Source organism: Nonomuraea sp. NPDC049646, assembly GCF_044465525.1.
Taxonomy (GTDB): Bacteria; Actinomycetota; Actinomycetes; order Streptosporangiales; family Streptosporangiaceae; genus Nonomuraea.
Genome location: NZ_JBITLU010000004.1, coordinates 46,467 through 69,406, shown reverse-complemented (window position 1 = coordinate 69,406; position 22,940 = coordinate 46,467). Strand labels below are relative to the sequence as shown.

Sequence of the window (22,940 nt, the reverse complement as noted above, 5' to 3'; positions counted from 1 at the left end):
GGCCCGCCTTGGCCACCCCGTGGCGCCGCCGCCGCGCCCCCCCGCCGAGCCCCCGCCGAGCCGCCCGTCCGGGCGGCAGGGCATGATGCCGGACGTGGACTTCGAGGAATACCGCCCCATGTTGCTGGGCCTGGCCTACCGCCTGCTCGGCAGCATGTGGGACGCCGAGGACGTCGTGCAGGAGGCATGGCTGCGGTGGGAGGGCACCGACAGGAGCCAGATCAGGGAGCCCCGCGCGTTCCTGCTGACCGTGGTCTCGCGGCTGGCCCTCGACCAGCTTCGCTCGGCCCGGGTGCGGCGGGAGGCGTACACCGGGCCGTGGCTGCCCGAGCCGGTCGCGACGGGCGAGGCCGGGCCGCTGGACACGGCGGAGCTGCGCGACACCCTCTCCTTCGCGACCCTGCACCTGATGGAGAAGCTGTCGCCGCCGGAGCGGGCGGTGTTCGTGCTGCGGGAGGCGTTCGAGCTGCCGTACGACCAGATCGCCGAGATCGTCGGCTCGTCGGTGGCCAACGCCCGGCAGCTGCACCACCGCGCCTCGGTCCGGGTGTCGCAGGGCCGCGACCGGTTCACGCCGACGAACGAGGACCACGCCAGGCTGCTGACGAAGTTCATGGAGGCGGCCGGCGGCGGCGACCTCGACGCGCTGACCGAGCTGCTGCACGAGGACGTCGTCCTGTGGAACGACGGCGGCGGCAAGGTCCGGGCCGCCCTGCGGCCGATCCTGGGCCGGCGCAAGGTCAGCGGCTTCATCGGCGGCCTGCTGGCCCGCTACGACTTCAGCCGGGCGCGCCTGGTCGAGGCCAACGGCCGCCCCGCCCTGTGGACGCACGTGGCCGGAAGCGACCAGCTCATCGCCCTCGACGTGCGCGACGGCCGTATCCAGGGGCTTTACGGCGTGCTCAACCCGGACAAGCTGACCCGGGTGCGGCCGCAGTGATCGGCCCGTCACTATAGTCGGCTTATGGATCTCGGCATCTCGGGCAAGGTAGCCCTGGTCACCGGCGGCAGCGCGGGCATCGGCCTGGCCGCCGCCAAGAGCCTCGCGCGCGAGGGCTGCGACGTGTGCGTCAGCGCGCGCAACCCGGAACGGCTCGCGGACGCGGTGGTGGAGCTGCAGCAGTTCGGCCACGTGGTGCACGCCGTGCTGGCCGACGTGGAGGACCCGGCGGCGGCTCAGCGGGTGGCCGACGAGACGCGCGACGTGCTCGGCCCGGTCGACATCCTGGTGGCCAACGCGGGCGGCCCGCCCACCGGCCGCTTCGACGAGGTCGGCCTCAAGGACTGGGACGTCGCGGTGCAGCGCAACCTGCTCGGCACCGTCCGGCTGATCCAGGCGGTGCTGCCGGAGATGCGGTCGCGGGGGTGGGGCCGGATCGTCACCGTCACCAGCTCGTCCGTCCGCGAGGCGATCGACGGGCTGGCGCTGTCCAACGCCATGCGCCCGGCCGTCGCCGGGCTCGTGCGCACGCTGGCCCGCGAGGTCGGCGGCGACGGCGTGCTGGTCAACAACGTGCTGCCGGGGGCGATCGACACCGAACGCCTGCGCGGCATGTCGGGCGGCGACGACGTGGTCGAGGAGCGCGGCCGGGCCGTGCCGGTCGGGCGGGTCGGTCAGGCCGACGAGGTGGGGGACGTGATCGCGTTCCTGGCCAGCGAGCGGGCCTCGTACGTCAACGGCGTCTCGATGCTGGTCGACGGCGGCGCCGGCCGGGTCATCGCCTGAGCAGCGCGGCGACGACGCCGGCCGCCCACTCCTCGTCCTTGTCGGCCGGGTCGACGAAGTAGGACAGGTTGGCCCGATGGAAGCAGGCGCCCATCAGCAGGGCGGCCGCCGCGCCGGGGTCGAGGCCGGCGTCGGTGCGGCCCGCGGCCCGCTCGGCGTCGAGGATCTCGGCCAGCGACCTGATCGGCAGGTGGGGGCCGGTGCCGGTGGCGGCCAGCATGTGCTTGAAGCGGGCCAGCAGCGAGGGGTCGGCCAGCATGCCGGAGGCGATGGTGGCGGCCTCGGTGTAGAACTCCAGCGCCGCCAGGGTGAAGCGGGTGAGGTTGCCGGCCAGGTCGCCCTCGCCCGTGCTCTGCCGCAGCCGGGCCAGCGCCGGGGCGAGCGCGGGCAGCCGTTCGAGCAGGACCGCGAGGAACATCTGCTCCTTGCCGGCGAAGTGCTTGTAGAGCAGCGCCTCGGAGCAGCCGGCCGCCTGGGCGATGCGCCGCGTGGTCGCGCCCGAGATGCCGAACTCCCGAATGGCCTGCTCGGCGGCGTCGAGGATGCGCTCACGGGTGCTCATCGGCCCATGATATGAGCGAGTGCTCACCAACCCACGCGTGCATGACATCCTTCCCTTAGGGACCATTGGGGAGAAGGTAGAGGAATGGACAAGCCGGTCATCGTGACGGTTGACGACGACCCGGGGGTGTCGCGGGCGGTGGCGCGTGACCTCAGGCGCCGGTACGGCCATGAGTACAGGATTGTCCGCGCCGAGGCGGCCCACGACGGCATCGAGGCGGTCAAGGAGATGCGGCTGCGCGGCGACGAGGTGGCGGCGATCCTGGCCGACTACCGGATGCCGCAGATGAACGGCGTGCAGTTCCTGGAAGCCGCCATGGACATGTACCCGTACGCGCGCCGGGTGCTGCTGACCGCCTATGCCGACACCGACGCCGCGATCCAGGCGATCAACGTGGTCGATCTCGATCACTACCTGCTCAAGCCGTGGGACCCGCCGGAGGAGAAGTTCTACCCGGTGATCGACGGCCAGCTCGACGCCTGGATGCGGACCGACCGGACGGCGCGTCCCGAGCTGCGCGTGGTGGGCGACCGCTGGTCGGCGCGCTCGTACCAGGTGCGGGACTTCCTGGCCCGCAACCACGTGCCCTACCAGTGGATGCTGGCCGAGGACCCCGAGGGCGCGCAGCTCGTCAAGGCGGCGGGCGAGGGTTGTCACCTGCCGCTGGTGGTCACCGAGGACGGCACCACGCTGGAGTCCCCCGACCAGGCCACGCTGGCCACCGCGGTCGGGCTGTCCACCACGCCGGCCACCGACTTCTACGACCTGATCGTGGTCGGCGGCGGGCCCGCGGGCCTCGGCGCGGCGGTCTACGGCGCGTCGGAGGGCCTGAACACGGTGCTGGTCGAGGCGCACGCCTCGGGCGGCCAGGCGGGCCAGAGCTCCAGGATCGAGAACTACCTGGGCTTCCCCGACGGGGTGTCCGGGCAGCAGCTCGCCGACCGGGCGCGCCGGCAGGCGCTCAAGTTCGGGGCCGAGCTGCTGAGCGCGCGCAAGGTCACCCATCTGGAGCCGCGCGGGCAGGCCCGGGTGATCGGGTTCAAGGACGGCGGGGAGATCGCCGCCCACGCGGTCATCCTGGCCACCGGCGTCACCTACCGGCGGCTGGAGGCGCCCGGCCTGGACGAGTTCGTCGGCCGGGGCGTCTTCTACGGCGCCGCGCTGACCGAGGCGCCGGCGTGCAAGGACAACGAGGTCCACATCGTCGGCGCGGCCAACTCGGCCGGGCAGGCGGCCGTCTACCTGGCGGGATTCGCGCGCAAGGTCCATTTGTTGGTGAGGAGTGATGGTTTGGAGAAGTCCATGTCCCACTACCTCATCGAGCAGATCAACGCGATCGACAACATCGAGGTCAGCCTCCTGACCGAGGTCGTCGCCGGCGCCGGTGACGACCACCTCGAACGGCTCACGCTGTCGACCAAGGGCGAGGAGCGCACGGTCGACGCCCAGTACCTGTTCGTGTTCATCGGGGCCGAGCCGTACACGTCGTGGCTGGGCGAGACGATCGAGCGGGACGCCAAGGGGTTCGTGCTGACCGGGCCCGACCTGGTGCAGGGCGGCAGGCGGCCGCGCAACTGGACGCTGCGCCGCGAGCCCTACTACCTGGAGACCAACGTGCCCGGCGTGTTCGCCGCGGGGGACGTGCGGGCCGAGTCGATCAAGCGGGTGGCCTCCGCCGTCGGTGAGGGCGCGATGGCCGTCGCGCTGGTGCATCGTTATCTGGAGAAGCAATGACCGACCGCCTCGACACCGTCGACATCGACGAACTGCGCAAGCTCTTCCTGTTCGAGCGGCTGACCGACGAGCAGCTCGGCAAGCTGGCCGCCAGCGGCCGGGTGCGCTCCTACGCCCAGGACGAGGACATCGTCCGGCAGGGCGAGCCGGCCGAGTGCTTCGCCGTGCTGCTGGCGGGCGAGGTGCAGATGATCAACGAGACGGTCAGCGCCGGCACCGTCGCCATGCCGCGCGCCTCCCAGCCCGGCGTCTACGGCGGCGCTACCTCGGCCTACCTGGGCGACCGGGCGCCGGAGACCTACCAGCACACGCTGCGCGCGACCGCGCCCTCGCGGATCTTCCTGCTGCCCGCCAAGAAGTTCGCCTACATCGTGGCCGAGTGGTTCCCGATGGCGATGCACCTGCTCGACGGCATGATGTCGGGCGGGCGCATGCAGCGGGAGATCATCGACCGGCGGCAGCGGCTGACCGCGCTCGGCACGATCACCGCCGGGCTCACGCACGAGCTGAACAACCCGGCGGCGGCGGCCGTGCGCGCGGTGAGCGAGCTGCGCTCGCTGATCAAGGCGTCCCGCATCCAGCTCGCCCAGCTCGCCGAGGCCGGCATCCCGCCGGAGAAGCTGCGCACGCTGATCGAGGCCCAGGAGGCGTGCACGAGCAACCTGGGCAACCAGCCGCAGCGCTCCCCGCTGGAGATCTCCGACGCCGAGGACGCGCTCGGCGAGGCGCTGGAGGACGTCGGCGTCGAGGACGCGTGGGAGCTGGCTCCCGCGCTGGTCAACGCCGGTTTCACCGCCGAGTACCTGCAGAAGATCCGCGGCAAGGTGGGCGAGGAGCACACCCCGGCCGCCCTCCACTGGCTGGCCGAGGCCATCGAGATCTCGCAGATGCTGAACGAGGTCACCGAGGCCACCGAGCGCATCACCTCGCTGATCCGCTCGGCCAAGCAGTACTCGCAGATGGACCGGGCGCCGTTCCAGCTGATCGACGTGCACGACCTGCTCGACAGCACGATCGCCATCTTCCGCGGCAAGATCGCGCCGGGCGTCAGCGTGGTCACCGACTACGACCGCACGCTGCCGCTCATCCCCTGCTACGCCGGCGAGCTCAACCAGGTGTGGACGAACCTCATCCACAACGCGCTCGACGCCATGGGCGACGAGGGCACGCTGACCGTCCGCACCGCCCACGACGAGGACGAGGCGATCGTCGAGATCGGCGACACCGGCCCCGGCGTGCCCGAGGCGATCAAGGACCGGATCTTCGAGCCGTTCTTCACCACCAAGAGCGTGGGCGAGGGCACCGGGCTCGGCCTGGACATCTCCTACCGCATCGTGGCCGGGCGGCACGGCGGCGAGATCAAGGTGCGCTCGGTGCCGGGCGAGACCTGGTTCGAGGTGCGCCTGCCGCTGCGCGAGCCCGCCGCCGTCCAGTAAGCCGGGTCCGCTGAGCACTGCGCGGCGCGGGTCACCAGACGTTGTCCCGCGCCGCGTCGAGGGCGGTCAGCACGGCCCCCTCCAGCACCGCGTTGCCCCCGACCCGGGTGGCCCTGACCTCGGTGGGCGCGGGCGACAGCTCGCCCAGCCGGACGGCGACCTGCTCGGCCAGCCCGTCGCCGCCCTCCTGGCCGGTGGCCCCGCCGAGCACCACCAGGCCGGGGTCGAGGAGGGTGACGAAGGCGAAGGCGCCCTTGGCCACCCGGCGCGCCAGCTCGTCGGGCCGGGTCGTGTTCTGGAGCAGGATGCACAACGGCGTGCCCTCCACGTCGAGGAAGCCGACCTCGCCCGCGCCGCCTGACGCGCCGCGCCGCACCCGGCCGCCGAGCACGACCGCGGCGCCGATGCCGTCGTCCAGCCAGAGCAGCACGAAGTCGTCGCTGCCCTGGGCGGCGCCGGTGCGCAGCTCGGCGACGGCGGCCAGGTTCACCTCGTTCTCCAGGACGACGGGCACGCCCAGCCGCTCGCGCACGGCGCCCACCAGGCCGGGCCGCCACCCGGGCACGTCATTGGCCACCGCCAGCTCGCCGTCCATGGGTTTGACCAGGCCGGGGGCGCCGATGACCACGTTGTCGAGCGCGCGGCCCCCGGCGGCCTCGGCGACCGTGGCCGCGACGAGATCGACCAGGTCGCCGGAGATCTCGCGGACGGCCTCACCGACCACGTGGCCGGTGAGGTCGGCCACCGTGACCTTGATCGCCGTGCGGCGCAGGTCGACCCCGGCGACGTGGGCCCGGCCGGCGACCAGCGCGTAGAGGCGGGCGTTGGGGCCGCGACGGTCCTCGCCGCGCTCGCCGGCCTCCTCGATGAGGCCGCCGCCCTTGAGCCGTTCGATCAGGTCGGAGACGGTGGGCCGGGACAGGCCGGTCAGCTCACGAAGCTGCGGAGCGGTCAGCGGACCGTGCTCCAGCAGCAGGTCGAGGGCGAGCCGGTCGTTGATCGCACGGGCCATGGACGGGGTCGCGGTCTTCACGCCGTCCATAATAGTCAGGAAGGCTCCCTGATAGCTCTTTTCATCAGGAAGGTTCCCTGATAGTTTCTCTCGCCATGAGCCCTCATCGCGCCATCGCGGCCGTCTTCGCCGCGCACGGAGCCGTCGCCGGCAGTTTCGCCACCCGCATCCCGTGGCTCCAGGAACACGTCCACCTGAGCGCGGCGATGCTCGGGTTCGCGCTGCTCTGCCCCTCGATCGGGGCCTTCGCGGCGATGCCGCTGGCCGGTCGCCTGGCCCACCGGTTCGGCAGCCGCGCCACCACGCGCGCGCTGCTCGCATTGTGGTGCGGCGGCCTGGCCCTGCCCGCCTTCGCCCCCGCCCCCGTGTGGCTGTTCGTCATCTTCCTGCTGTACGGCGCGTCGGCGGGCATGTGCGACGTCGTCATGAACGCCCACGGCGTGACCCTTGAACGGCATCTGAAGAAGCCGGTCATCTCCGGCCTCCACGGCATGTGGGCCGTCGGCAGCCTGGCGGCCGGCGGCCTCGGCACCCTGGCCGCGCACGCCGGCGTCGACGCCCGCCTGCACCTGGGGGTCGTCGCCGCCGTCCTGGTGGTCGCGAGCGGGATCGCCGGGCGCGGGCTGCTGCCCGACGGGCCGCGGGCCGCCGCCGGGCCCGCGCCGCGCCGGTTCGCCCTGCCCTCGCGCGCCATCGCGGCCATCGGCGTGGTCGGCTTCTGCGGCACGTTCGCCGAGGGCGCCAGCTCCAACTGGGCCGCGGTCTACCTCACCAACGTCGCCGACGCCGGGCCCGGCGTGGCCGCCGCGGGTTACACGATCTTCATGCTCTGCATGGCCGGCGCCCGGCTGCTGGGCGACCGGGTGGTGCGCCTGACCGGCCCGGTGCGGGCGGTCAGGACGGGCGGGATCATCGCGGTCGTGGGCGGCGTGCTGGTGGTCCTGGCCCGCACGCCCGCGCTGGGCATCGTCGGGTTCGCGCTGGTCGGGCTGGGGGTCGCGGTCATCGTGCCGCTGGTGTTCGCGGCGGCGGGGAACGCGGGGCCCACGCCGGGCGAGGGGGTCGCCGGGGTCGCGACGATCACGTACCTGTCGGGGCTGACCGCGCCGGCGGTGACGGGATGGGTGGCCGACGGCGTGTCGTACCCGGCGGCGTTCGCGCTGATCACGGGGATCCTGGTGGCGCTCACGCTGCTCGCGCCGGTGCTGCGGCCGCGCGAGGCGACCCGGGAGGTGGTCCTGGAGCGGCAGCCGGCGTGATACGCTCCCAAGCGAGCGCTTGGTTTACATACGGAGAGGCCGCCGCATGAAGTTCTCGACCTTCCACCTCTTCCACCGCTTCGACGGCCAGAGCTTCAAGGACGTCTACGACTACCATCTGGAGCTCATCGAGCTGGCCGAGGAGCTGGGCTTCGACGGGGTGCGGCTGGCCGAGCACCACTTCCGCGACTACGGCGTGGTCCCCAACCTGTTCACCATGCTCGCCCACGCCGCCGCCCGCACCTCCCGGCTCCGGCTCGGCACCGGCATCGTGGTGCTGCCGCTGCACAACCCCGTCCACGTGGCCGAGGAGGCCGCGCAGGTGGACGTGCTCTCCGGCGGGCGGCTCGACCTGGGGATCGGGCGGGGGTACCAGAGCTTCGAGTTCGAGGGCTTCGGCATCGACCTGGCCGAGGCGCGCGACCGGTTCAACGAGGCGCTGGAGGTGATCCTCGGGCTGTGGACGCGGGAGTCGTACCGGCACGAGGGGAAGTTCTACCGGACCGGCGCCGAGGTCTCGCTCGTACCACGCCCGCTGCAGTCGCCGCACCCGCCGCTGCACGTGGCCGCGGTCTCCCCCGAGACCGTCACCATGTACGCCGAGCGCGGCCTGCCCGTCCTGGCCGACCCCGCGGCGACGTTCCGCAAGGTCGTCAGGGCGGCCGAGACCTGGCGGGAGACGGCCGCGCGGGCCGGCCACCCGGCGGGCGCCGACCTGGTGGTGGCCCGCAGCGTCTATGTCGCCCCCACGCTGGAGCGGGCCCGCGAGGACCAGGCCAGGTTCGAGGCGTCCTTCGACCGCTCGCGCATCTTCAACGAGCGCAGCGCGCCCATCGACGCCAGGACCGGCAAGGCCGCCCAGGGCTTCGAGTACTACCAGGACCGCTACCTCAAGGGCGGCTCGGTCTCGCCGGACTTCCGCTGGGAGCAGCTTGAGGTCATCGGCGACCCCGCCCGCGTGATCGAGCAGATCTCGCTGCTCAGTGACGCCGGCTTCAGCAACCTCCTGTGCGACTTCGGCAGCACCAGGCCCATGCCGCTGGAGGACATGAAGCGGGTCATGCGCTTCTTCGCCGCCGAGGTCATGCCGGCCTTCGCCCCCGCAGGAGGATGACGATGATCCACAGCCTCACCCTGTCCGACGTCCTGGCCGACCACGCCCGCAGCCGCCCTCACGTCACCGCCGTGGTGGACGGGGACGTGCGGCTCACCTACCCCGAGCTGGACGCCCGCGTGACGCGGCTGGCCGACGCCCTGGCCGGGCGCGGCGTGGCCGCCGGTGACCGGGTGCTGTGGCTCGGCCAGAACTCGCACGCCGTGCTGGAGCTGCTGCTGGCCTGCTCCCGCCTGGGCGCGGTGCTCTGCCCGGCCAACTGGCGGCAGTCCGGGGACGAGCTGCGTTTCGTCCTGGCCGACCTGGCGCCGCGGGTCGTCGTCTGGCAGCACTCCGACACCGCCGCCGAGCTGGCGGACGAGGCGACGTGGGTGCGGGCGGGCGAGCCGTACGAGGAGATGGTCGCCGGCGGTTCGCTGCGCGAGTTCCCGCAGGTGGACGACGCCGAGCCGGTGCTCGCCCTCTACACCGCCGCCTTCGGGGGCCGGCCGGGCGCCGCCCTGCTCAGCAGCGCGGCCCTGGTGGCCCACAGCGCCACGCTGCTCGTCGTCCGGCAGATGGAGCCGGGGTTCACCTTCCTCAACGACGGGCCGCTCTTCCACGTCGGGACGATGATGTTCTGCCTGGCCACCCTCCAGATCGGCGGCACGAACGTGTTCACGCCCGCCTTCGACGCCGAGGAGGTCTGCCGGCTGGTGGACGCCGAGCGGGTGACGCAGGCGTTCCTGTTCGGGCCGATGATCGACGCGGTCGCGGCGGCGAACGCGGGCGGCAAGTACGACCTGTCCTCGCTGCGCTTCGTCGCCCACTCCGCCGAGTGGGACGACATGATCACCGTGGACGACTCGCCCTGGTGCCGCTCGAAGATGGGCGGGTACGGGCAGACGGAGGTGGGCGGCATGCTCACCTTCCTCGGGCTGGCCGAGGGCGGGGCGGGGTTCGCGGGACGTCCGTCGCCGCTGGTCCAGGTGCGCATCCTGGATCCGGAGGGCGTGGAGGTGCCGGTGGGCGAGGCGGGCGAGATCTGCGCGAGGGGCAAGACCCTCTTTTCCGGATATTTCGCCCGGCCCGACTTAAATGCTGAGAAGTCGCGGTACGGCTGGCATCACACCGGCGACCTCGGCCGCCGCGAACCCGACGGCACCATCACCTTCATCGGCCCCCGGCTGCGCATGATCAAGTCGGGCGCCGAGAACATCTACCCGGCCGAGGTCGAGCGCGCGCTGCGGACCCACCCGGCCGTCGCCGACGCCGCGGTGATCGGCGTGCCCGACCCGCGCTGGCACCAGGCGGTCAAGGCGGTGGTCGTGCTGAGGCCGGACGCCGCCGCCACGCCGGACGACCTGGTCGCGCACGTCAGGGGCGAGCTGGCGGCGTACAAGAGGCCGCGGGAGGTGGTGTTCGCCGACGCCATCCCCAAGCAGGGCTTCACCCCCGACTACGACGCCCTCGACGCCGCGTACGGCGGCGGCAACTACCCGGGCGCCTGACCCGCGCGCCCGGCCCGCAGGCCGGCTCGCAGGCCGGGCTACAGGCCGGGCTGCACCGGAAGCCCGGCCTCCAGGTGGGCGAGCGCCTTGTCCAGCTCGGCGGGGCCGTCCATGGCAGGGTTCCGGACCCATTCGAACCACAGGGCCACCATCACGCCCGTGACGGCCCCCGTGACGTTCCTGATCTCCGGGTCGTCCGCGTCCCGGCCCTGGCGCGCCGCGAGCTCCTCCCGCAGCGTCCGCAGCACGCCGGTGACGTTCTCCAGGCTGGCCGCCCACAGTTCGGGGACGGTGAGCATGAGCTTCTCCCGTTCCATGCCGTCGGCGATCTCCTGCGGCGTCTGGGCGTCCGTGACCGCCCGCATGGCCGCGCGGACGGCCTGGACGGGCCCCACCCCGGCGGGCACGGCCCTGAGCGCCTCGACGAAGGGCGGGAACTGGTCGACCAGCACCAGATCCTCCTTCGTCGGGAAATAGCGGAAGACGGTGCTGGGCGCGACCTCCGCCGCCTCGGCGACCTGCTCCACGGTCGTCGCCGCGTAGCCCTGCTCGCGGAACAGGCGCAGCGCCTCCTTCTGGATCAGGGCGCGGGTCCTGGCCTTCTTCCGCTCGCGCAGGCCCTGGGCAGGTCGTTCGCTCATGTCACCGCATTCTCCGGGCGGGAGTCCCGCGCGTCCACCCGACAAAGGCGCTATGCAACTCTTATTTGAGAGTCTACTCTCACAATTATGCGACTTCCCATTGAACGCCCGGCGGAATGCCCCTTCGATCCCCCGGCCGGGCTGGCGGGCCTTCCGGCGATGAGCCGTCTGGAGTTCGCCGACGGCCATCTCGGCTGGCTGGCCACCACCGCCGAGGCCGCCCGCGCGGTGCTGGGCGATCCCCGGTTCAGCGCCCGGCAGGAGCTCAAGCACCGGGCCGCGCCCGGGGGTCCCGCCGGGCTCGGCGTCCCCGCCCCGCCGGGCTTCTTCGCGGCCATGGACCCGCCGGAGCACACCCGCTACCGCCGCCTGCTCACCGGCCGGTTCACGCTGCGCCGGATGCGCCTGCTCGAACCGCGGATCGAGCGCATCGCCGCCGACCACCTCGACGCCATGGCCGCCGCCGGGCCGCCGGCCGACCTCGTGACGGCGTACGCGCTGCCGATCCCGTCGCTGGTCATCTGCGAGCTGCTCGGCGTCCCGTACGCCGACCACGACCGGTTCCAGGAGCTCAGCGCCCGGCTCGTCACCTTCGGCGCGGACGGCGCGGGGGCGCTGGCCGAGCTGACCGGCTACCTGCGCGATCTGGTCCGCCGCAGGCGCGTGGAGCCGGACGGCGGCCTGATCGGCGACCTGACCGGCGAGCTCGGCGACGACGAGCTCGCCGGGCTCGCGGTGATCCTGCTCGTGGCGGGCCACGAGACCACGGCGAACATGCTGGCGCTGGGCGTGTTCGCGCTGCTGGAGCGCGGCTGCCCGTACGAGGAGGGCGCGGTCGAGGAGCTGCTGCGCTGGCTGTCGATCCTGCATCTCGGCGCGCCGTCCAGGGCCGCGCTGGAGGACGTGGAGGTGGCGGGCGTGACGGTCAGGGCGGGCGAGACCGTGGCCCTGTCCCTGCCCGCGATCAACCGCGACCCCGCCGTGTACGCCGACCCCGGCCGGCTGCTCACGGACCGTCCGGAGGCGCGCCGCCATCTGGCCTTCGGGCACGGCGTGCACCAGTGCCTCGGCCAGCAGCTCGCCAGGATCGAGCTGCGGATCGGCTACCGGGCGCTGTTCGAGCGCTTCCCCGGCCTGCGGCTGGCCGTCCCGGCGGGCGAGGTGCCGGTCAAGCACGACGCCTCGGTGTACGGCGTCAGGAGCCTGCCCGTCACCTGGTGACCGCTCACAGGACGGCGAGCGGGGTGATCGGGCTGCCGGTGCCCCCCTCGATGCGCAGCGGCGCGGCCACGAAGACGAACTCCGTCCGCCCGGCCGCGCCCAGCTCCTCCAGCCACAGCATCTCGATCAAGTGGACGCCGTGCCGGTGGAGCAGGATGAGGTGCAGGTCGTCGGCGGCGCACTCGTCGGCGAGCTGGTGTTCGTTCAGGCCGCCCACGGCGGCGTTGTCGCAGGCCACCGCCGACACGTCCCGGGCGGCCAGCCAGGCGCCGGCCTCCGCCGACAGCCCCGGCTGCCCCGCCCAGTACTCCTCGCGCGACCGCTGCCACACCAGCGGCCATCCCGTACGGACCACCGCGACGTCGCCGGGACGCGGCGTGGCGATCTCCTGGAGCAGCCCGGCCGGGATCCGGAAGTCCGCCGGAAGGTGGTCGAGCCCGAGCCGCCGGGGCACGTCGAACAGCACGCCCCTGGCCACCACGCCGCCGACGTGCTCGATCCCGCACCTGGTCGCGCCGTAGGAGCGGACGCGGGCGGCCGGGTGGCCGTTGTAGAGCCGGTCGCCGGTCCACATGTGGCACAGCGCGTCCATGTGGGTGGTGGTGCCGTGGTGGCTGACCAGCAGGGCGTCGTCGGCCACGCGCAGGCCGTCGCCGACCGGCCGGGCGCCCGCGGCGTAGTCGCCGCCGTCCACGGACATGAAGTGCTGCGGCAGCGGACGGCCCCGCAGGTGGGGGACGGTCGTGGGGGCCGCCGATGAGGTGGCTCCCCTGATCGGCATGGCCAGGCTCAGCACCTCGCCGGTGACGGCGCTGCGCAGGGCCTCCAGGACGACGGCGGGGGTCAGCAGGTTGAGGGTGCCCCGCTGATCGTCTGGGCCGAATCGTCCCCAGTTGTTAGGCTCGTGCACCAAGTAAGCGCTTCCTTTCCTGCGGAGGTCTGATGTACTGCGATCCCCGGTTCTCCCGCGTGCGCGAGGCGTTCGAGCGGAACTTCGCCGAGGGCGAGGAGCTGGGCGCGGCGGTGGCCGTCCACCTCGACGGCGAGCTCGTCGTGGACCTGTGGGACGGCGTCGCCGACCGGCACACGGGACGCGCCTGGGAGGCCGACACGCCGGCCTTCGCGTACTCGTGCACGAAGGCGGTGGCGGCCACCGTGCTGCTGCGGCTCGCCGAGCGGGGGCTGGTGGACGTGCGGGCGCCGGTCGCCGACGTGTGGCCGGAGTTCGCCGCCGGGGGCAAGGAGGCGGTCACGGTCGAGCACGTGCTGACGCACTCCTGCGGCCTGCCGGTGATCGAGACGCCGGTGCCGGTGGCGGAGTTCGAGGACCTGCCGGCCATCGCGGCCCGGCTCGCCGGTCAGCGGCCCCTGTGGGAGCCGGGGACGGCGCACGGGTACCACGCGCTGACGTACGGCTTCCTGGTCGGGGAGGTGGTGCGGCGGGTCGCCGGGAAGTCGGTGGGCGAGCTGGTGGCGGCGGAGATCGCCGGGCCGCTGGGGCTGGACCTGTGGGTCGGCGCGCCCGACGACGTGATCCCCCGCGCCGCCCGCCTCAAGGCCCCCGCCCGCCCCCGCCCCACCCCGGAGAGCCCCACCCCCGCGGCCGCCCCGGAGAGCCCTGCGCCCTCCGGCGGGGGGAGCGGGCCGGGGGCCGGTGGGGGGAGCGGGCCGGGGGCCGGTGGGGGGCGGGATCTGCTGGGCGAGATGAGCCGGGCGGCGCTCGACCCCGGCAGCCTGATGAACCGGGCGCTCGGCAACCCGGCCATCCGCCTGCTCGAAGGCGGCGCGAACAACCCGGTGATCCTGCGCGCCGGATGGCCCGCCGCCGGGGTCGTCACCACCGCCAAGGGCCTGGCCGGGTTCTACCGCGCGCTGGTCGGCGGCGACCTCCTGAGCCCGGCGACCCTCCAGGACGCCCTGCGCCCCCGCGTCAGCGGCCCCGACCGCGTGCTGTTCATGGACACCGCGTTCGGCCTCGGCTACATGCGCCCGTCGTTCACGTTCCCGATGCCGTCGGCGACCGCGTTCGGCCACTCGGGGATGGGCGGCTCGCTCGGCCTGGGCGACCCCGAACGCAAGCTCGCCTTCGGGTACGTGATGAACCGGATGGCCGACAGCCTCACCGGCAACCTGCGCGGCCTGCGCCTGATCGAGGCCGTCTACCGCTCCCTGTGACCGCACGGCGCGCGTCACTGCATGGTCACGCCGCCGCTCACCGACAGCGTCTGGCCGGTGATGTAGGCGGCGCGGTCGGTGCACAGGTAGGCGATCAGCCCCGCGACGTCGGCGGGCGTGCCCAGCCGGCGCAGCGGGATCCCCTTGGCGATCTTGTCCACGAGCCCCGGCTCGGCCTCGGAGATCCGCCGGAGCATCGGGGTGTCGGTCGGCCCGGGGCAGACGACGTTCGAGGTCACCCCGCCCCTGGCGGCCTCCCGGGCGAGCGTCTTGGCCAGGCCGAACAGCCCCGCCTTGGTGGCCGCGTACGCGCCCTCGCCGCCCGACCCGGCCCTGGCGCCGTCGGAGGAGACGAACACCAGCCGTCCCCATCCCCTGGCCGTCATGCCGGGCAGGAGCAGCTTGGTCATGAGCATCGGGCCGCGCAGGTTGACCTGCCACATGAGGTCCCAGTCCGCCGGGTCGCTCGCCGTGAACGGCCGCACGACCGACACCCCGGCGTTGTGCACGAGCACGTCCACCGGCCCGGCCTCGGCGCAGAACGCCTCGACGGAGGCGGGCGAGGCCAGGTCCACGGCCAGCGCCCGCGCCCCGGGCAGCGCCGCGGCCGTCCGGCGGGCCCCCGGCAGGTCCACGTCGGCGACGGTGACGCGGGCGCCGAGCGCGGCGAGGTCGGTCGCGACGGCCGTGCCGATCGCGCCCGCTCCGCCGGTGACGACGGCGACGCGGCCGTCGAGGCGCAGGCCGTCCATCACGTCCAGGCCCGGACGAGGTCGGCCGCGGCGACGCGGGTGGCCAGCAGGCCGATCGTGTTGCGCAGGACGGCCTTGGCGTAGTCCTCGGGGATCCCGGCCACCGCGTCCCGCACCACCGTCACCCGGTAGCCGAGATTGACCGCCTCCAGCGCCAGCCCCGGGATGCCCAGGTTGAGCGAGACCCCCATCGCGACCACGGACGAGACGCCGAGCGAGCGCAGCGTCATGTCCAGCGAGGTGCCGGTGAACGGCGAGAACCCGTGGTGCCGCCGGCTCTCCAGGTCGCCGTCCGCGCGCAGCTCGGGCAGCACCTCCACGGCGGGCGTGCCCTCCAGCATGTGCGCGGGGTCCTTGAGCAGGGAGACGATGAACGGGCAGTTGCCGGTGTGCGAGCCCGCCCGGTCCGGCCGGAAGGCGGCCGTGCAGTGGATCACCGGGAGCCCGGCCGCTCGGGCCGTGCCCAGGACGCGGGCGGCGTTGGGGACGACGTCGTGACGGGCGCAGGCCGCCACCAAATCCGGAAATTTCGTGAGATCGCCGACGACCCCCCGCTGCATCTCCATCACCAGCACGGCCGACCGCTCCACCCGCACCCTCCGTCATTTAGCCGAGCGCTTGCTTGGGTTCGCCACAGCATAACACCGCCCCCACGACCCCACCTTTCATCACAAAGAGCGAAATTTCTCCAGACGTGACAACCCACACCCCGGGTGAGACCGTCGAATGCACGACGGCATGGCTGATGGGGGTTGGACTTGGTCCCTGGTTACCGTGAAGTTCGTCAGCTCGGCGCGGGCCGCACCGGCCGCGTGTTCCTCGCCACCTACCAGTCCACCGGCGCCTACGTCGCGATCAAGTACCTGAACGCCACCCTGCGCAGGGACCCCGAGTTCATGGACCGCTTCAGGGCCGACACCCATCACCTCGTCGAGCTCGACGACCCCAACGTGGTCCGCCTGCACGAGTACGTCGAGACCCCGGACCGGGCCGCCGTCGTCATGGAGCTGGTGGACGGCGTCTCGCTGCGCACGCTGCTGGCCGAGCACGGCCGGACGGCCCCGGAGGCGGCCCTGGTGCTGCTCAAGGGCATCCTCGCCGCCCTGGCCGCCGCGCACGAGAAGGGCGTCCCGCACCGGGACGTCAAGCCGGAGAACGTCCTGGTCCAGGCGGACGGCACGAGCAAGCTGGCCGACTTCGGGGTGGTCGTGCACGCCGAGGAGCCGGGGGTGCCGGCGGGGAGCCCGGCGTACATGTCGCCGGAGCTGTGGACGCAGGGACGGGCGGGGCCCCCTGCCGACCTGTACGCGGCGGCCTGCGTGCTGTTCGAGGCGGTCAGGGGGCGGCCGCCCTACCGGGCGTACAAGGAGGGCCCGGACGGCGAGCGGGACGGCGAGCAGGACGTCGCGGCCCTGCGGGACCTGCACCTGGCGGCGCCGGTGCCGCTGGAGGTGGTCCCGGACGCCCTGCGCGACCTGCTCAGGCGCGGGCTGGCCAAGGACCCGGCGGTCCGGTACGCCTCGGCCCGGCAGTTCGCGGCCGAGCTGGAGGAGGACGCCGTCGCGGGGTACGGGCCCGGCTGGGAGCAGCGGGGCCGCCGCCGGCTCGCCGAGCTGGCCACGCTGCTGGCCCTGCGCTTCCCGCTGGCGGCCAGGACCGAGCGGGACGCCCGCGCCCCGGCCGGGATCCGCGGGCGGGCGGTCCGGCTGCCCGCGCTGCCGCCGCACCTGTGGGTGGCGGGCGCGACGGTGGTCGCCGTGGCCATCGCCCTGGTGATCTCCGGCGGACGGCTGTCGCCGGGGGCGGGCACGATCCTGATGCCGCAGCCGAGGCCGTCGGGCGAGCTGAACCCGGCGCCGGTCGACGCCCACACGCCGACGCCGCGCAGGAGCCCGCCCGCCACGGGCCGAGGGAGCGCGTCGCCGCCCGCCCCCACCGGCGGGCCGCGCGTCCCGACAGGGCCGCCCGCCCCCACGAGCGCTGCGCCCCCGCCGACGACGACGCCGCCGGTGCCGACGCGGGCGCAGAGCGGGACCGCTCTGACGCCGCCCGCCGTACGGGAGGCGAGCATCGCGCGGTGGAGCGGTTCGGCGGGCGCGATCAGGGTGTCCGCGGACGGCACGGGGCCGGTGCGGCTGCGGATCGCGTACACGCGGCGGCTCGGCGACGGGCCGGTCACCACCGTGCGGCGGGAGACCCTCACGTTGCGCGGCAGCACCGCCTACACCAGCGGGGTCCGGCACGATCCCGGGGGCGTGGACTGCGGGGTGCGGGCCTACCTCGGGATCATCGTCATGACCGAGCCGGCGGCGGTCAACGGGCCGCAGGTGAGCGAGGTCGCGGTGGACGGCCCCGCCTGCACCGCCCCACCACCGACCCGCTCAGGACCGCCCACCCCGACCGGCCCCCCGACCGGCCCCCCGACCGGCCCCTCGACCGGCACCGCCTCCCCCACGGTCGAGCAGCCCGTGGACCGTCCGGCCCCCGGCGCGACGCCGCCGATCAGCGGCCGGCCCGTGGCGCATCCCACGCCGGGGACCACGTACCCCACGGGGGCCGCCCCGGCGCACTCCCCCTCCGGGCAGGGCGGCCTGGTGCCCGGTCACCAGGAGCACCGGAGCCGCGTGGGGGCTCTTGTTCGGGAACCAAGCGTGCGCTAGCTTGGCAGCGATGAGCGGTGAGACCTCCCCCACCGGCGCCGCGGGGGCGCGTGGCGAGCTGGTGATCCAGCGCTGCGTGTCCTGCGGCCGCCGCGGCTGCCTGCCCGAGCCGTCGTGCCCGGCGTGCGGCGGCGGCGAGCTGGCCGCCGAGCCCGCCAGGGGCACGGGGACGGTCCACACGTTCACCGTCGTGCACCGGTCGTTCGCGCCCGGCTACCGGGGGCGGGAGCCGTACGTGCCGGCGTGGGTGGACCTGGACGAGGGTGTGCGCGCGTTCGGGCACGTCGTGGGGTGCGCGCCGGAGGAGGTCCGCGTCGGGATGCCGGTGCGGGTGACGTTCGTGGACGATCTGCCGCATTGGAGGCCCGTGTGAAGCTCGGCAACGTGCTCATCCCCGTAGCCGACCTGGACGAGGCGATCGCCTTCTACGGCCTGCCGGTGAAGTTCAGGGACGGCGACAGGTTCGCCGCGCTGGACGGCGGCGGCGTCACCGTGGCGCTGGCCGGTCCGGCCGAGCACGTCACCGCGTCGGCGGCGCCGTCGTACAAGGTGGACGACGTGGCGGTCGCGGTACGCGAGATGGCGGCGCGCGGGGCCGAGGTGGTGCGCGCGCCCGAGGACGGGCCGCACGAGAGGCGGGCCGTGCTGCGCGACCCCTCGGGAAACACGTTCGTGCTCTACTCGCCCCTCTGACCTGGAGGCACCCCCCATGGCGCGATCACCCTACGGCAACTACGGCCACGCGATCCTGACCGCGGGAGCGCTGCGCACGCCCGACCGGGTGGCGCTGACGTACTGCGGCGAGCGCAGCTTCACCTACGACGAGCTGAACCGGGCCGTCAACCGCCGGGCGAACGCGCTGCTGGCGGCCGGGATCACCGCCGGGCAGCGGGTGGCGGCGCTGCTCAACGAGACGCTGTTGGTCGCCGAGGTCTACCTGGCCCAGGCCAAGATCGGGGCGGTGACGGCGGCGCTCAACCCGTACTGGCCGGCCGAGACGCTGCGGGCGGTGGTGGCCGCCTCCGGCTGCACGGCCTTCGTGTACGACTCCACGGTCGCCGGCCTGGTCGACGGCATCAGGGACGCCCTCCCGCAGGTCACCACCTGGATCGACGCCGGGGAGCTGACCGGCGGCCAGGAGGAGGAGCCGCCGCTGGGCGGGTTCCACGACGACCCGGTGGCCCTCTACTACACCTCCGGCACGACCGGCCTGCCGAAGGCCGTCGTGCACACCCACGCCTCCTCCCTGGCGACCGCCCAGATCTGGCTGGACGTGCCGCGCGGCCCCGACTCGGTGTTCGGCACCGGCGCGATCATCTGGGGCATCGGCTTCCCCGCCATCGTCGGCCCCGCCCTGTACGCGGGCATGCGCCTGGTGCTGGAGCAGGACTGGGGGCCGGCGAACTTCCTGCGCGTGGTGCCGCGCGAACGGGTCACGCACGTGTCGCAGATCCCGTCGTTCTACGCGGCGCTGCTGGGGACGTCCGAGCACGAGGGGGTGGACCTGTCGTCGATCCAGGTGATCATGCTGGGCGGCGAGCCGCTGACCGCGACCATGCTCGACCGGATCAAGGCCAGGCTGCCCGGGGCCGGGGTCTACTCCTACTACGGGCAGACCGAGGCGCCGTACACGTGCATGGGCCGGGTGGACGACGGTTCGACGCCGCTCGGGTCGTCCGGGCGGGCGCGGACGGGCAACGCCGTACGGATCACCGGCCCGTCCGGGGCCGCGGTGACGGGCGAGGTCGGCGAGATCAACCTGGCCGGGCCGCACCGCATGGCCGGCTACGACGGCGCGGACGACCACGGCGTCCTGCGCGGCGAGTGGTACGTGGGCGGCGACCTCGGGACGTTGTCGGCCGACGGCGTGCTGCGCGTCCTCGGCCGCCGCGAGGACTCGATACTCAAGCACGGCCAGTGGACGCAGCCCGCCACGATCGAGGAGGCCGTCTCGGCCCTGGACGGCGTGGCGGAGGCCGGCGCGGTGGGCGTCCCCGAGGGGGCGGCCGAGCAGCGGGTGCTGCTGGCGGTCGTGCCCCGCGCCGGGCAGTCGCTGGACGCCGCCAAGCTGTCGCTCGCCCTGGCCGACACGCTGCCCCCGCACCAGCGGCCCGACCACATCGTGGTGACCGGCGAGCTGCCGCACTCGCAGGACGCCTCCGGCGGCCCCGGCAAGCTGCTGCGCCGCCGGATCCGCGAGCAGCACGGGCACCTGCTCGGGTGAGCGCCCCAGTGCACGGGAGCCGGGACCTCCCCCGCGCCCCCCATGACTTCCATGACACCCCTCGCGTCCCCCGCGAGCACGAGGTCAAGGCGCTCGTCGCGGCGGCCGGGGTGCCGGTGCCGCGCGGGGTCGTGGTGCGCGGCCTGGACTTCGCGGCGGCCGGGGAGCTGGCCGAGCCGCTGGTGCTGAAGGCGTTCGGTCCGGGGCTGGTGCACAAGTCGGAGGTGGGGGCCGTACGGCTCGGCCTGCGGGCGGACGACCTCGCCGCGGCGGCCGCGGAGATGCGCTCCCGGCTCGACGTGGAGGGGTTCCTGGTCGAGGAGCAGGCGCCCGCCGGGGTGGAGCTGATCGTCGGGCTGGTCGGCGATCCGGGGTTCGGCCCGGTGCTGCTGGCCGGGCTGGGCGGCGTCTGGACGGAGGCGATGCGCGACACGGCGCTGCGCCTCTGCCCGATCTCCGAGCCGGACGCGCGGCTCATGCTGGACGAACTGCGCGGCGCGGCCCTCCTGCGCGGCCACCGCGGCCACCCGCCCGTGGACGTGGACGCCGTGATCAAACTGCTCATGACGGTCGGCGGCCCCGGCGGCCTGTGGGAACGGCTGGAACTGGGCGAGTTCGAGCTGAACCCGGTCATCGCCACCCCGTCCGGCGTGACCGCCGTGGACGCGCGCCACCTTCCCGGCCGGCCGCGCCCGCCCGCCGTCCGCGAGCCCGCGGACTTCCTGCCGCTCTTCGAGCCGCGCGCGGTGGCCGTCGTCGGCGCCTCGGCGAGCAGGCCGAACTTCGGGAACATGTTCCTCGACTTCTACCGGGCCGCCGGGGTGCCGCTGGTGGCCGTGCACCCGTCGGCCGCCGAGGTGGCGGGGGTGCCCGCGGTGCCGTCGCTGGCCGCCGCCGACGTGGACTACGCGCTGGTGGCGGTGCCCGCCGAGCGGTGCGCCGAGGTCGTGCGGCAGGCGTCCGGCATCCCGTACGTGCAGGTCATGAGCGGCGGGTTCGGCGAGGCCGGACGCGCGGACCTGGAACGCGACCTGGCCGGGGCCGCCCGCGCGGCGGGCACCCGGCTGCTCGGCCCCAACTGCATGGGCGTGTACTGCCCGCGCGGCCGGCAGACGTTCGTCGGCGGCGGCGTCGGACCGGCGGGGACGGTCGCGCTGATCTCCCAGAGCGGCGGCCTCGCGGGTGAGGTGATCAAGGTCGGGGAGCGGCGCGGGCTGGCGTTCAGCCGGGTCGTCACCGTGGGGAACGCGGCCGACGTGACCCCCGCCGAGCTGCTGTCCTGGCTGGCCCGCGACCCCGAGACGCGGGCCGTCGGGCTCTACCTGGAGGACCCGCGCGGCGGCCGGGAGCTGCACGAGGCGCTTCGTGCGGCGGGGCTGCCGGTGGCGCTGCTGGTCGGCGGGCGCAGCTCGCAGGGGCAGCGGGCGGCGCTCTCGCACACCGGCGGCATGGTGAGCGACCTGCGGGTGTGGGCGGCGGTCGCGGCCCAGACCGGCACGGCGCTGGTCTCCTCCCAGGACGACCTGATCGGCGTGCTGGCCTTCTTCCAGGCGCACGGCTCCCGCGTGACGGACGGCGACCGGGTGCTGGTGATCGGGCCGAGCGGCGGCGCGGGGGTGCTGGCGGCCGACGCGTTCGACCGGGCCGGGGTGCGGCTGGCCCCGCTGCCGGACCCGGTGCTCGACGCGCTCGACGGGCTCGGCCTGGCCGCCGCGGGCAACCCGCTGGAGGTGCCGGTGGGGCCGCGCGGGCGTCCGGGGCTGGTGGCGGAGGTGATCGGGGCGATCGTCCGGCGTGAGCCGTACGCGGACGTGGTCGCCCACGTGAACGTGCAGAGCTTCTTCACCTACGGCGACGCGGCCGAGCCCCTGTACGCCTACGCGCGGGCCCTGGCCGGCGCGCAGGAGGCGCTGCCGCGGGTCAGGATCACGCTCGTCACCAGGAACGGCGAGTGCGCGCCCGCGGGCGTGGAGGACGAGGTACGGCGGATCGCGGCGGCGGCGGGCGTCCCCGTCTACCGCTCCATGGAGGCGGCCGCGGCGGCCGTCGCGGCAGGAGGTAGTCGTGGGGCTGCTTGACGGCAAGGTCGCGCTGATCACGGGCGGGGCCAGGGGCATGGGCGAGGCGCACGTGCGCCTGTTCCTCGAAGAGGGCGCGCGGGTGGTCTTCGGCGACGTGCTGGAGGAGGAGGGCAAGGCGCTGGCCGCCGAGACCGGGGCCGCGTACGTGCGGCACGACGTGCGCAGCCCGGAGGAGTGGCGGCGGGCCGTCGGCACGGCCACGGAACTGCACGGGCGGCTCGACGTCCTGGTGAACAACGCCGGCATCCTCACCTACGGCCGCATCCAGGACATGGCGCCCGAGGACTTCGACCGGGTGATCGACGTGAACCTCAAGGGCACCTGGCTGGGGGTCAAGTCGGTGATCGAGCCCATGAAGGCGGCCGGGCGCGGCGCCATCGTGAACATCTCCTCGATCGAGGGGTTCGTCGGGGCGGAGGGGCTGTCGGCGTACGCGGCCTCGAAGTTCGCGGTGCGCGGGCTGACCAAGTCGGCCGCGCGGGAGCTGGCCCGGTTCAGGATCCGGGTGAACTCGGTGCATCCGGGGGCGATCAACACGGCGATGGCGGTGAACCCGGACCTGATGGCCGAGGTGGACGCGGAGGCGTTCGTGAAGTCCATGGTCATCAAGCGGTTCGCCAAGCCGGTGGAGGTCTCGCACGTGGTGGCGTTCCTGGCCTCGGACCGGGCCAGCTACTGCACGGGCAGCGAGTTCACGGTGGACGGAGGGCTGCTGACGGGGGCCGGTTACTAGACTCCCGGCGCTGCGACACGCGGCTCTTTTCCTGTTAAATCACCCACCCTGGGCGGCTTCGACAGCTTGGCTGAGCTGCGGATATGCGCCCGGTGACGTCTTTACCGTCTCTTGGGGCGT

21 protein-coding genes are annotated in these 22,940 nt (G+C 74.0%); 15 read left to right on the top strand and 6 right to left on the bottom strand.

Going from position 1 to position 22,940, the window contains the following annotated elements:
• The first annotated feature begins 85 nt into the window (after positions 1-85).
• Together ACIBQ8_RS12785 and ACIBQ8_RS12780 are read left to right on the top strand one after the other, a co-directional pair.
• Complete coding sequence (locus ACIBQ8_RS12785) at positions 86-940, top strand: RNA polymerase sigma-70 factor (RefSeq protein WP_397179704.1); 855 nt, start codon at positions 86-88, stop codon at positions 938-940.
• Positions 941-964: 24 nt separating this feature from the next.
• On the top strand, positions 965-1,726 hold the full coding sequence (locus tag ACIBQ8_RS12780; protein WP_397179615.1) for an SDR family oxidoreductase: 762 nt from the start codon (positions 965-967) through the stop codon (positions 1,724-1,726).
• Here the strand turns inward: ACIBQ8_RS12780 and ACIBQ8_RS12775 are convergent.
• A complete protein-coding gene (locus ACIBQ8_RS12775; protein WP_397179614.1) occupies positions 1,716-2,288 on the bottom strand; it encodes a TetR/AcrR family transcriptional regulator in 573 nt (190 codons plus the stop codon). The two genes, ACIBQ8_RS12780 and ACIBQ8_RS12775, sit on opposite strands and share 11 nt — an antisense overlap.
• An 84-nt stretch (positions 2,289-2,372) precedes the next feature.
• Here ACIBQ8_RS12775 and ACIBQ8_RS12770 point away from each other — a divergent pair, with 84 nt between their 5' ends.
• The gene (locus ACIBQ8_RS12770; RefSeq protein WP_397191990.1) at positions 2,373-4,022 is read left to right on the top strand and encodes an FAD-dependent oxidoreductase; all 1,650 of its coding nucleotides are present in this window, start codon (positions 2,373-2,375) and stop codon (positions 4,020-4,022) included.
• Positions 4,019-5,458 (top strand): ATP-binding protein, encoded by a 1,440-nt coding sequence (locus ACIBQ8_RS12765; protein ID WP_397191989.1) that lies wholly within the window; start codon positions 4,019-4,021, stop codon positions 5,456-5,458. Before ACIBQ8_RS12770 ends, ACIBQ8_RS12765 begins: the two co-directional genes overlap by 4 nt.
• 31 nt (positions 5,459-5,489) lie before the next feature.
• Here the strand turns inward: ACIBQ8_RS12765 and ACIBQ8_RS12760 are convergent, their stop codons facing one another.
• The gene (locus ACIBQ8_RS12760; RefSeq protein WP_397179611.1) at positions 5,490-6,491 is read right to left on the bottom strand and encodes an ROK family protein; all 1,002 of its coding nucleotides are present in this window, start codon (positions 6,489-6,491) and stop codon (positions 5,490-5,492) included.
• Between the two features lie 74 nt (positions 6,492-6,565).
• Between ACIBQ8_RS12760 and ACIBQ8_RS12755 the strand changes: the two genes are divergently transcribed.
• From ACIBQ8_RS12755 to ACIBQ8_RS12745, 3 genes are read left to right on the top strand one after another with little or no spacing between them, the layout of a single operon-like run.
• Positions 6,566-7,729 (top strand): MFS transporter, encoded by a 1,164-nt coding sequence (locus ACIBQ8_RS12755; protein WP_397191988.1) that lies wholly within the window; start codon positions 6,566-6,568, stop codon positions 7,727-7,729.
• A 46-nt stretch (positions 7,730-7,775) separates the two neighbouring features.
• Complete coding sequence (locus ACIBQ8_RS12750) at positions 7,776-8,843, top strand: LLM class flavin-dependent oxidoreductase (RefSeq protein ID WP_397191987.1); 1,068 nt, start codon at positions 7,776-7,778, stop codon at positions 8,841-8,843.
• A 2-nt stretch (positions 8,844-8,845) separates the two neighbouring features.
• Entirely contained in the window at positions 8,846-10,333 is a 1,488-nt protein-coding gene (locus ACIBQ8_RS12745; RefSeq protein WP_397179608.1) for an AMP-binding protein, read from the top strand.
• Positions 10,334-10,371: 38 nt separating this feature from the next.
• Here the strand turns inward: ACIBQ8_RS12745 and ACIBQ8_RS12740 are convergent, their stop codons facing one another.
• Positions 10,372-10,974, bottom strand: coding sequence for a TetR/AcrR family transcriptional regulator (locus tag ACIBQ8_RS12740; protein WP_397179607.1), 603 nt, complete (start codon positions 10,972-10,974; stop codon positions 10,372-10,374).
• An 87-nt stretch (positions 10,975-11,061) separates the two neighbouring features.
• Here ACIBQ8_RS12740 and ACIBQ8_RS12735 point away from each other — a divergent pair, with 87 nt between their 5' ends.
• The gene (locus ACIBQ8_RS12735; RefSeq protein WP_397191986.1) at positions 11,062-12,195 is read left to right on the top strand and encodes a cytochrome P450; all 1,134 of its coding nucleotides are present in this window, start codon (positions 11,062-11,064) and stop codon (positions 12,193-12,195) included.
• Between the two features lie 4 nt (positions 12,196-12,199).
• Here the strand turns inward: ACIBQ8_RS12735 and ACIBQ8_RS12730 are convergent, their stop codons facing one another.
• Complete coding sequence (locus ACIBQ8_RS12730) at positions 12,200-13,108, bottom strand: cyclase family protein (protein WP_397179605.1); 909 nt, start codon at positions 13,106-13,108, stop codon at positions 12,200-12,202.
• A gap of 29 nt (positions 13,109-13,137) precedes the next feature.
• On the opposite strand from ACIBQ8_RS12730, the gene ACIBQ8_RS12725 reads away from it, so the two are divergent.
• Complete coding sequence (locus ACIBQ8_RS12725) at positions 13,138-14,370, top strand: serine hydrolase domain-containing protein (RefSeq protein ID WP_397191985.1); 1,233 nt, start codon at positions 13,138-13,140, stop codon at positions 14,368-14,370.
• A 14-nt stretch (positions 14,371-14,384) separates the two neighbouring features.
• Here the strand turns inward: ACIBQ8_RS12725 and ACIBQ8_RS12720 are convergent, their stop codons facing one another.
• On the bottom strand, positions 14,385-15,122 hold the full coding sequence (locus ACIBQ8_RS12720; RefSeq protein ID WP_397179603.1) for an SDR family NAD(P)-dependent oxidoreductase: 738 nt from the start codon (positions 15,120-15,122) through the stop codon (positions 14,385-14,387).
• Positions 15,122-15,712 carry an isochorismatase family cysteine hydrolase gene (locus tag ACIBQ8_RS12715; protein WP_397179602.1) on the bottom strand — a complete coding sequence of 197 codons (591 nt, stop codon included), beginning with the start codon at positions 15,710-15,712 and terminating at the stop codon, positions 15,122-15,124. Before ACIBQ8_RS12715 ends, ACIBQ8_RS12720 begins: the two co-directional genes overlap by 1 nt.
• Before the next feature lie 168 nt (positions 15,713-15,880).
• Between ACIBQ8_RS12715 and ACIBQ8_RS12710 the strand changes: the two genes are divergently transcribed.
• From ACIBQ8_RS12710 to ACIBQ8_RS12685, 6 genes are read left to right on the top strand one after another with little or no spacing between them, the layout of a single operon-like run.
• Complete coding sequence (locus ACIBQ8_RS12710) at positions 15,881-17,782, top strand: protein kinase (protein WP_397191984.1); 1,902 nt, start codon at positions 15,881-15,883, stop codon at positions 17,780-17,782.
• A gap of 10 nt (positions 17,783-17,792) precedes the next feature.
• The gene (locus ACIBQ8_RS12705) at positions 17,793-18,155 is read left to right on the top strand and encodes a Zn-ribbon domain-containing OB-fold protein (RefSeq protein ID WP_397179600.1); all 363 of its coding nucleotides are present in this window, start codon (positions 17,793-17,795) and stop codon (positions 18,153-18,155) included.
• Positions 18,152-18,475: a VOC family protein gene (locus ACIBQ8_RS12700; RefSeq protein WP_358000513.1), complete on the top strand. Its 324-nt coding sequence runs from the start codon at positions 18,152-18,154 to the stop codon at positions 18,473-18,475. Before ACIBQ8_RS12705 ends, ACIBQ8_RS12700 begins: the two co-directional genes overlap by 4 nt.
• 16 nt (positions 18,476-18,491) lie before the next feature.
• Complete coding sequence (locus ACIBQ8_RS12695) at positions 18,492-20,006, top strand: class I adenylate-forming enzyme family protein (protein WP_397179599.1); 1,515 nt, start codon at positions 18,492-18,494, stop codon at positions 20,004-20,006.
• Entirely contained in the window at positions 20,003-22,084 is a 2,082-nt protein-coding gene (locus ACIBQ8_RS12690; RefSeq protein WP_397191983.1) for an acetate--CoA ligase family protein, read from the top strand. The genes ACIBQ8_RS12695 and ACIBQ8_RS12690 overlap by 4 nt, the downstream gene beginning before the upstream one ends.
• Positions 22,071-22,820: a glucose 1-dehydrogenase gene (locus tag ACIBQ8_RS12685; protein WP_397179597.1), complete on the top strand. Its 750-nt coding sequence runs from the start codon at positions 22,071-22,073 to the stop codon at positions 22,818-22,820. The genes ACIBQ8_RS12690 and ACIBQ8_RS12685 overlap by 14 nt, the downstream gene beginning before the upstream one ends.
• Positions 22,821-22,940: the final 120 nt, after the last annotated feature.

Bases quoted from the DNA above. Each gene is read 5' to 3' on its own strand.
- ACIBQ8_RS12775 (WP_397179614.1), bottom strand. From the start codon at position 2,288: ATGAGCACCCGTGAGCGCATCCTCGACGCCGCCGAGCAGGCCATTCGG.
- ACIBQ8_RS12750 (WP_397191987.1), top strand. From the start codon at position 7,776: ATGAAGTTCTCGACCTTCCACCTCTTCCACCGCTTCGACGGCCAGAGC.
- ACIBQ8_RS12765 (WP_397191989.1), top strand. From the start codon at position 4,019: ATGACCGACCGCCTCGACACCGTCGACATCGACGAACTGCGCAAGCTC.
- ACIBQ8_RS12720 (WP_397179603.1), bottom strand. From the start codon at position 15,122: ATGGACGGCCTGCGCCTCGACGGCCGCGTCGCCGTCGTCACCGGCGGA.
- ACIBQ8_RS12780 (WP_397179615.1), top strand. From the start codon at position 965: ATGGATCTCGGCATCTCGGGCAAGGTAGCCCTGGTCACCGGCGGCAGC.
- ACIBQ8_RS12770 (WP_397191990.1), top strand. From the start codon at position 2,373: ATGGACAAGCCGGTCATCGTGACGGTTGACGACGACCCGGGGGTGTCG.
- ACIBQ8_RS12725 (WP_397191985.1), top strand. From the start codon at position 13,138: ATGTACTGCGATCCCCGGTTCTCCCGCGTGCGCGAGGCGTTCGAGCGG.
- ACIBQ8_RS12740 (WP_397179607.1), bottom strand. From the start codon at position 10,974: ATGAGCGAACGACCTGCCCAGGGCCTGCGCGAGCGGAAGAAGGCCAGG.
- ACIBQ8_RS12705 (WP_397179600.1), top strand. From the start codon at position 17,793: ATGAGCGGTGAGACCTCCCCCACCGGCGCCGCGGGGGCGCGTGGCGAG.
- ACIBQ8_RS12735 (WP_397191986.1), top strand. From the start codon at position 11,062: ATGCGACTTCCCATTGAACGCCCGGCGGAATGCCCCTTCGATCCCCCG.
- ACIBQ8_RS12745 (WP_397179608.1), top strand. From the start codon at position 8,846: ATGATCCACAGCCTCACCCTGTCCGACGTCCTGGCCGACCACGCCCGC.
- ACIBQ8_RS12785 (WP_397179704.1), top strand. From the start codon at position 86: ATGCCGGACGTGGACTTCGAGGAATACCGCCCCATGTTGCTGGGCCTG.
- ACIBQ8_RS12755 (WP_397191988.1), top strand. From the start codon at position 6,566: ATGAGCCCTCATCGCGCCATCGCGGCCGTCTTCGCCGCGCACGGAGCC.
- ACIBQ8_RS12695 (WP_397179599.1), top strand. From the start codon at position 18,492: ATGGCGCGATCACCCTACGGCAACTACGGCCACGCGATCCTGACCGCG.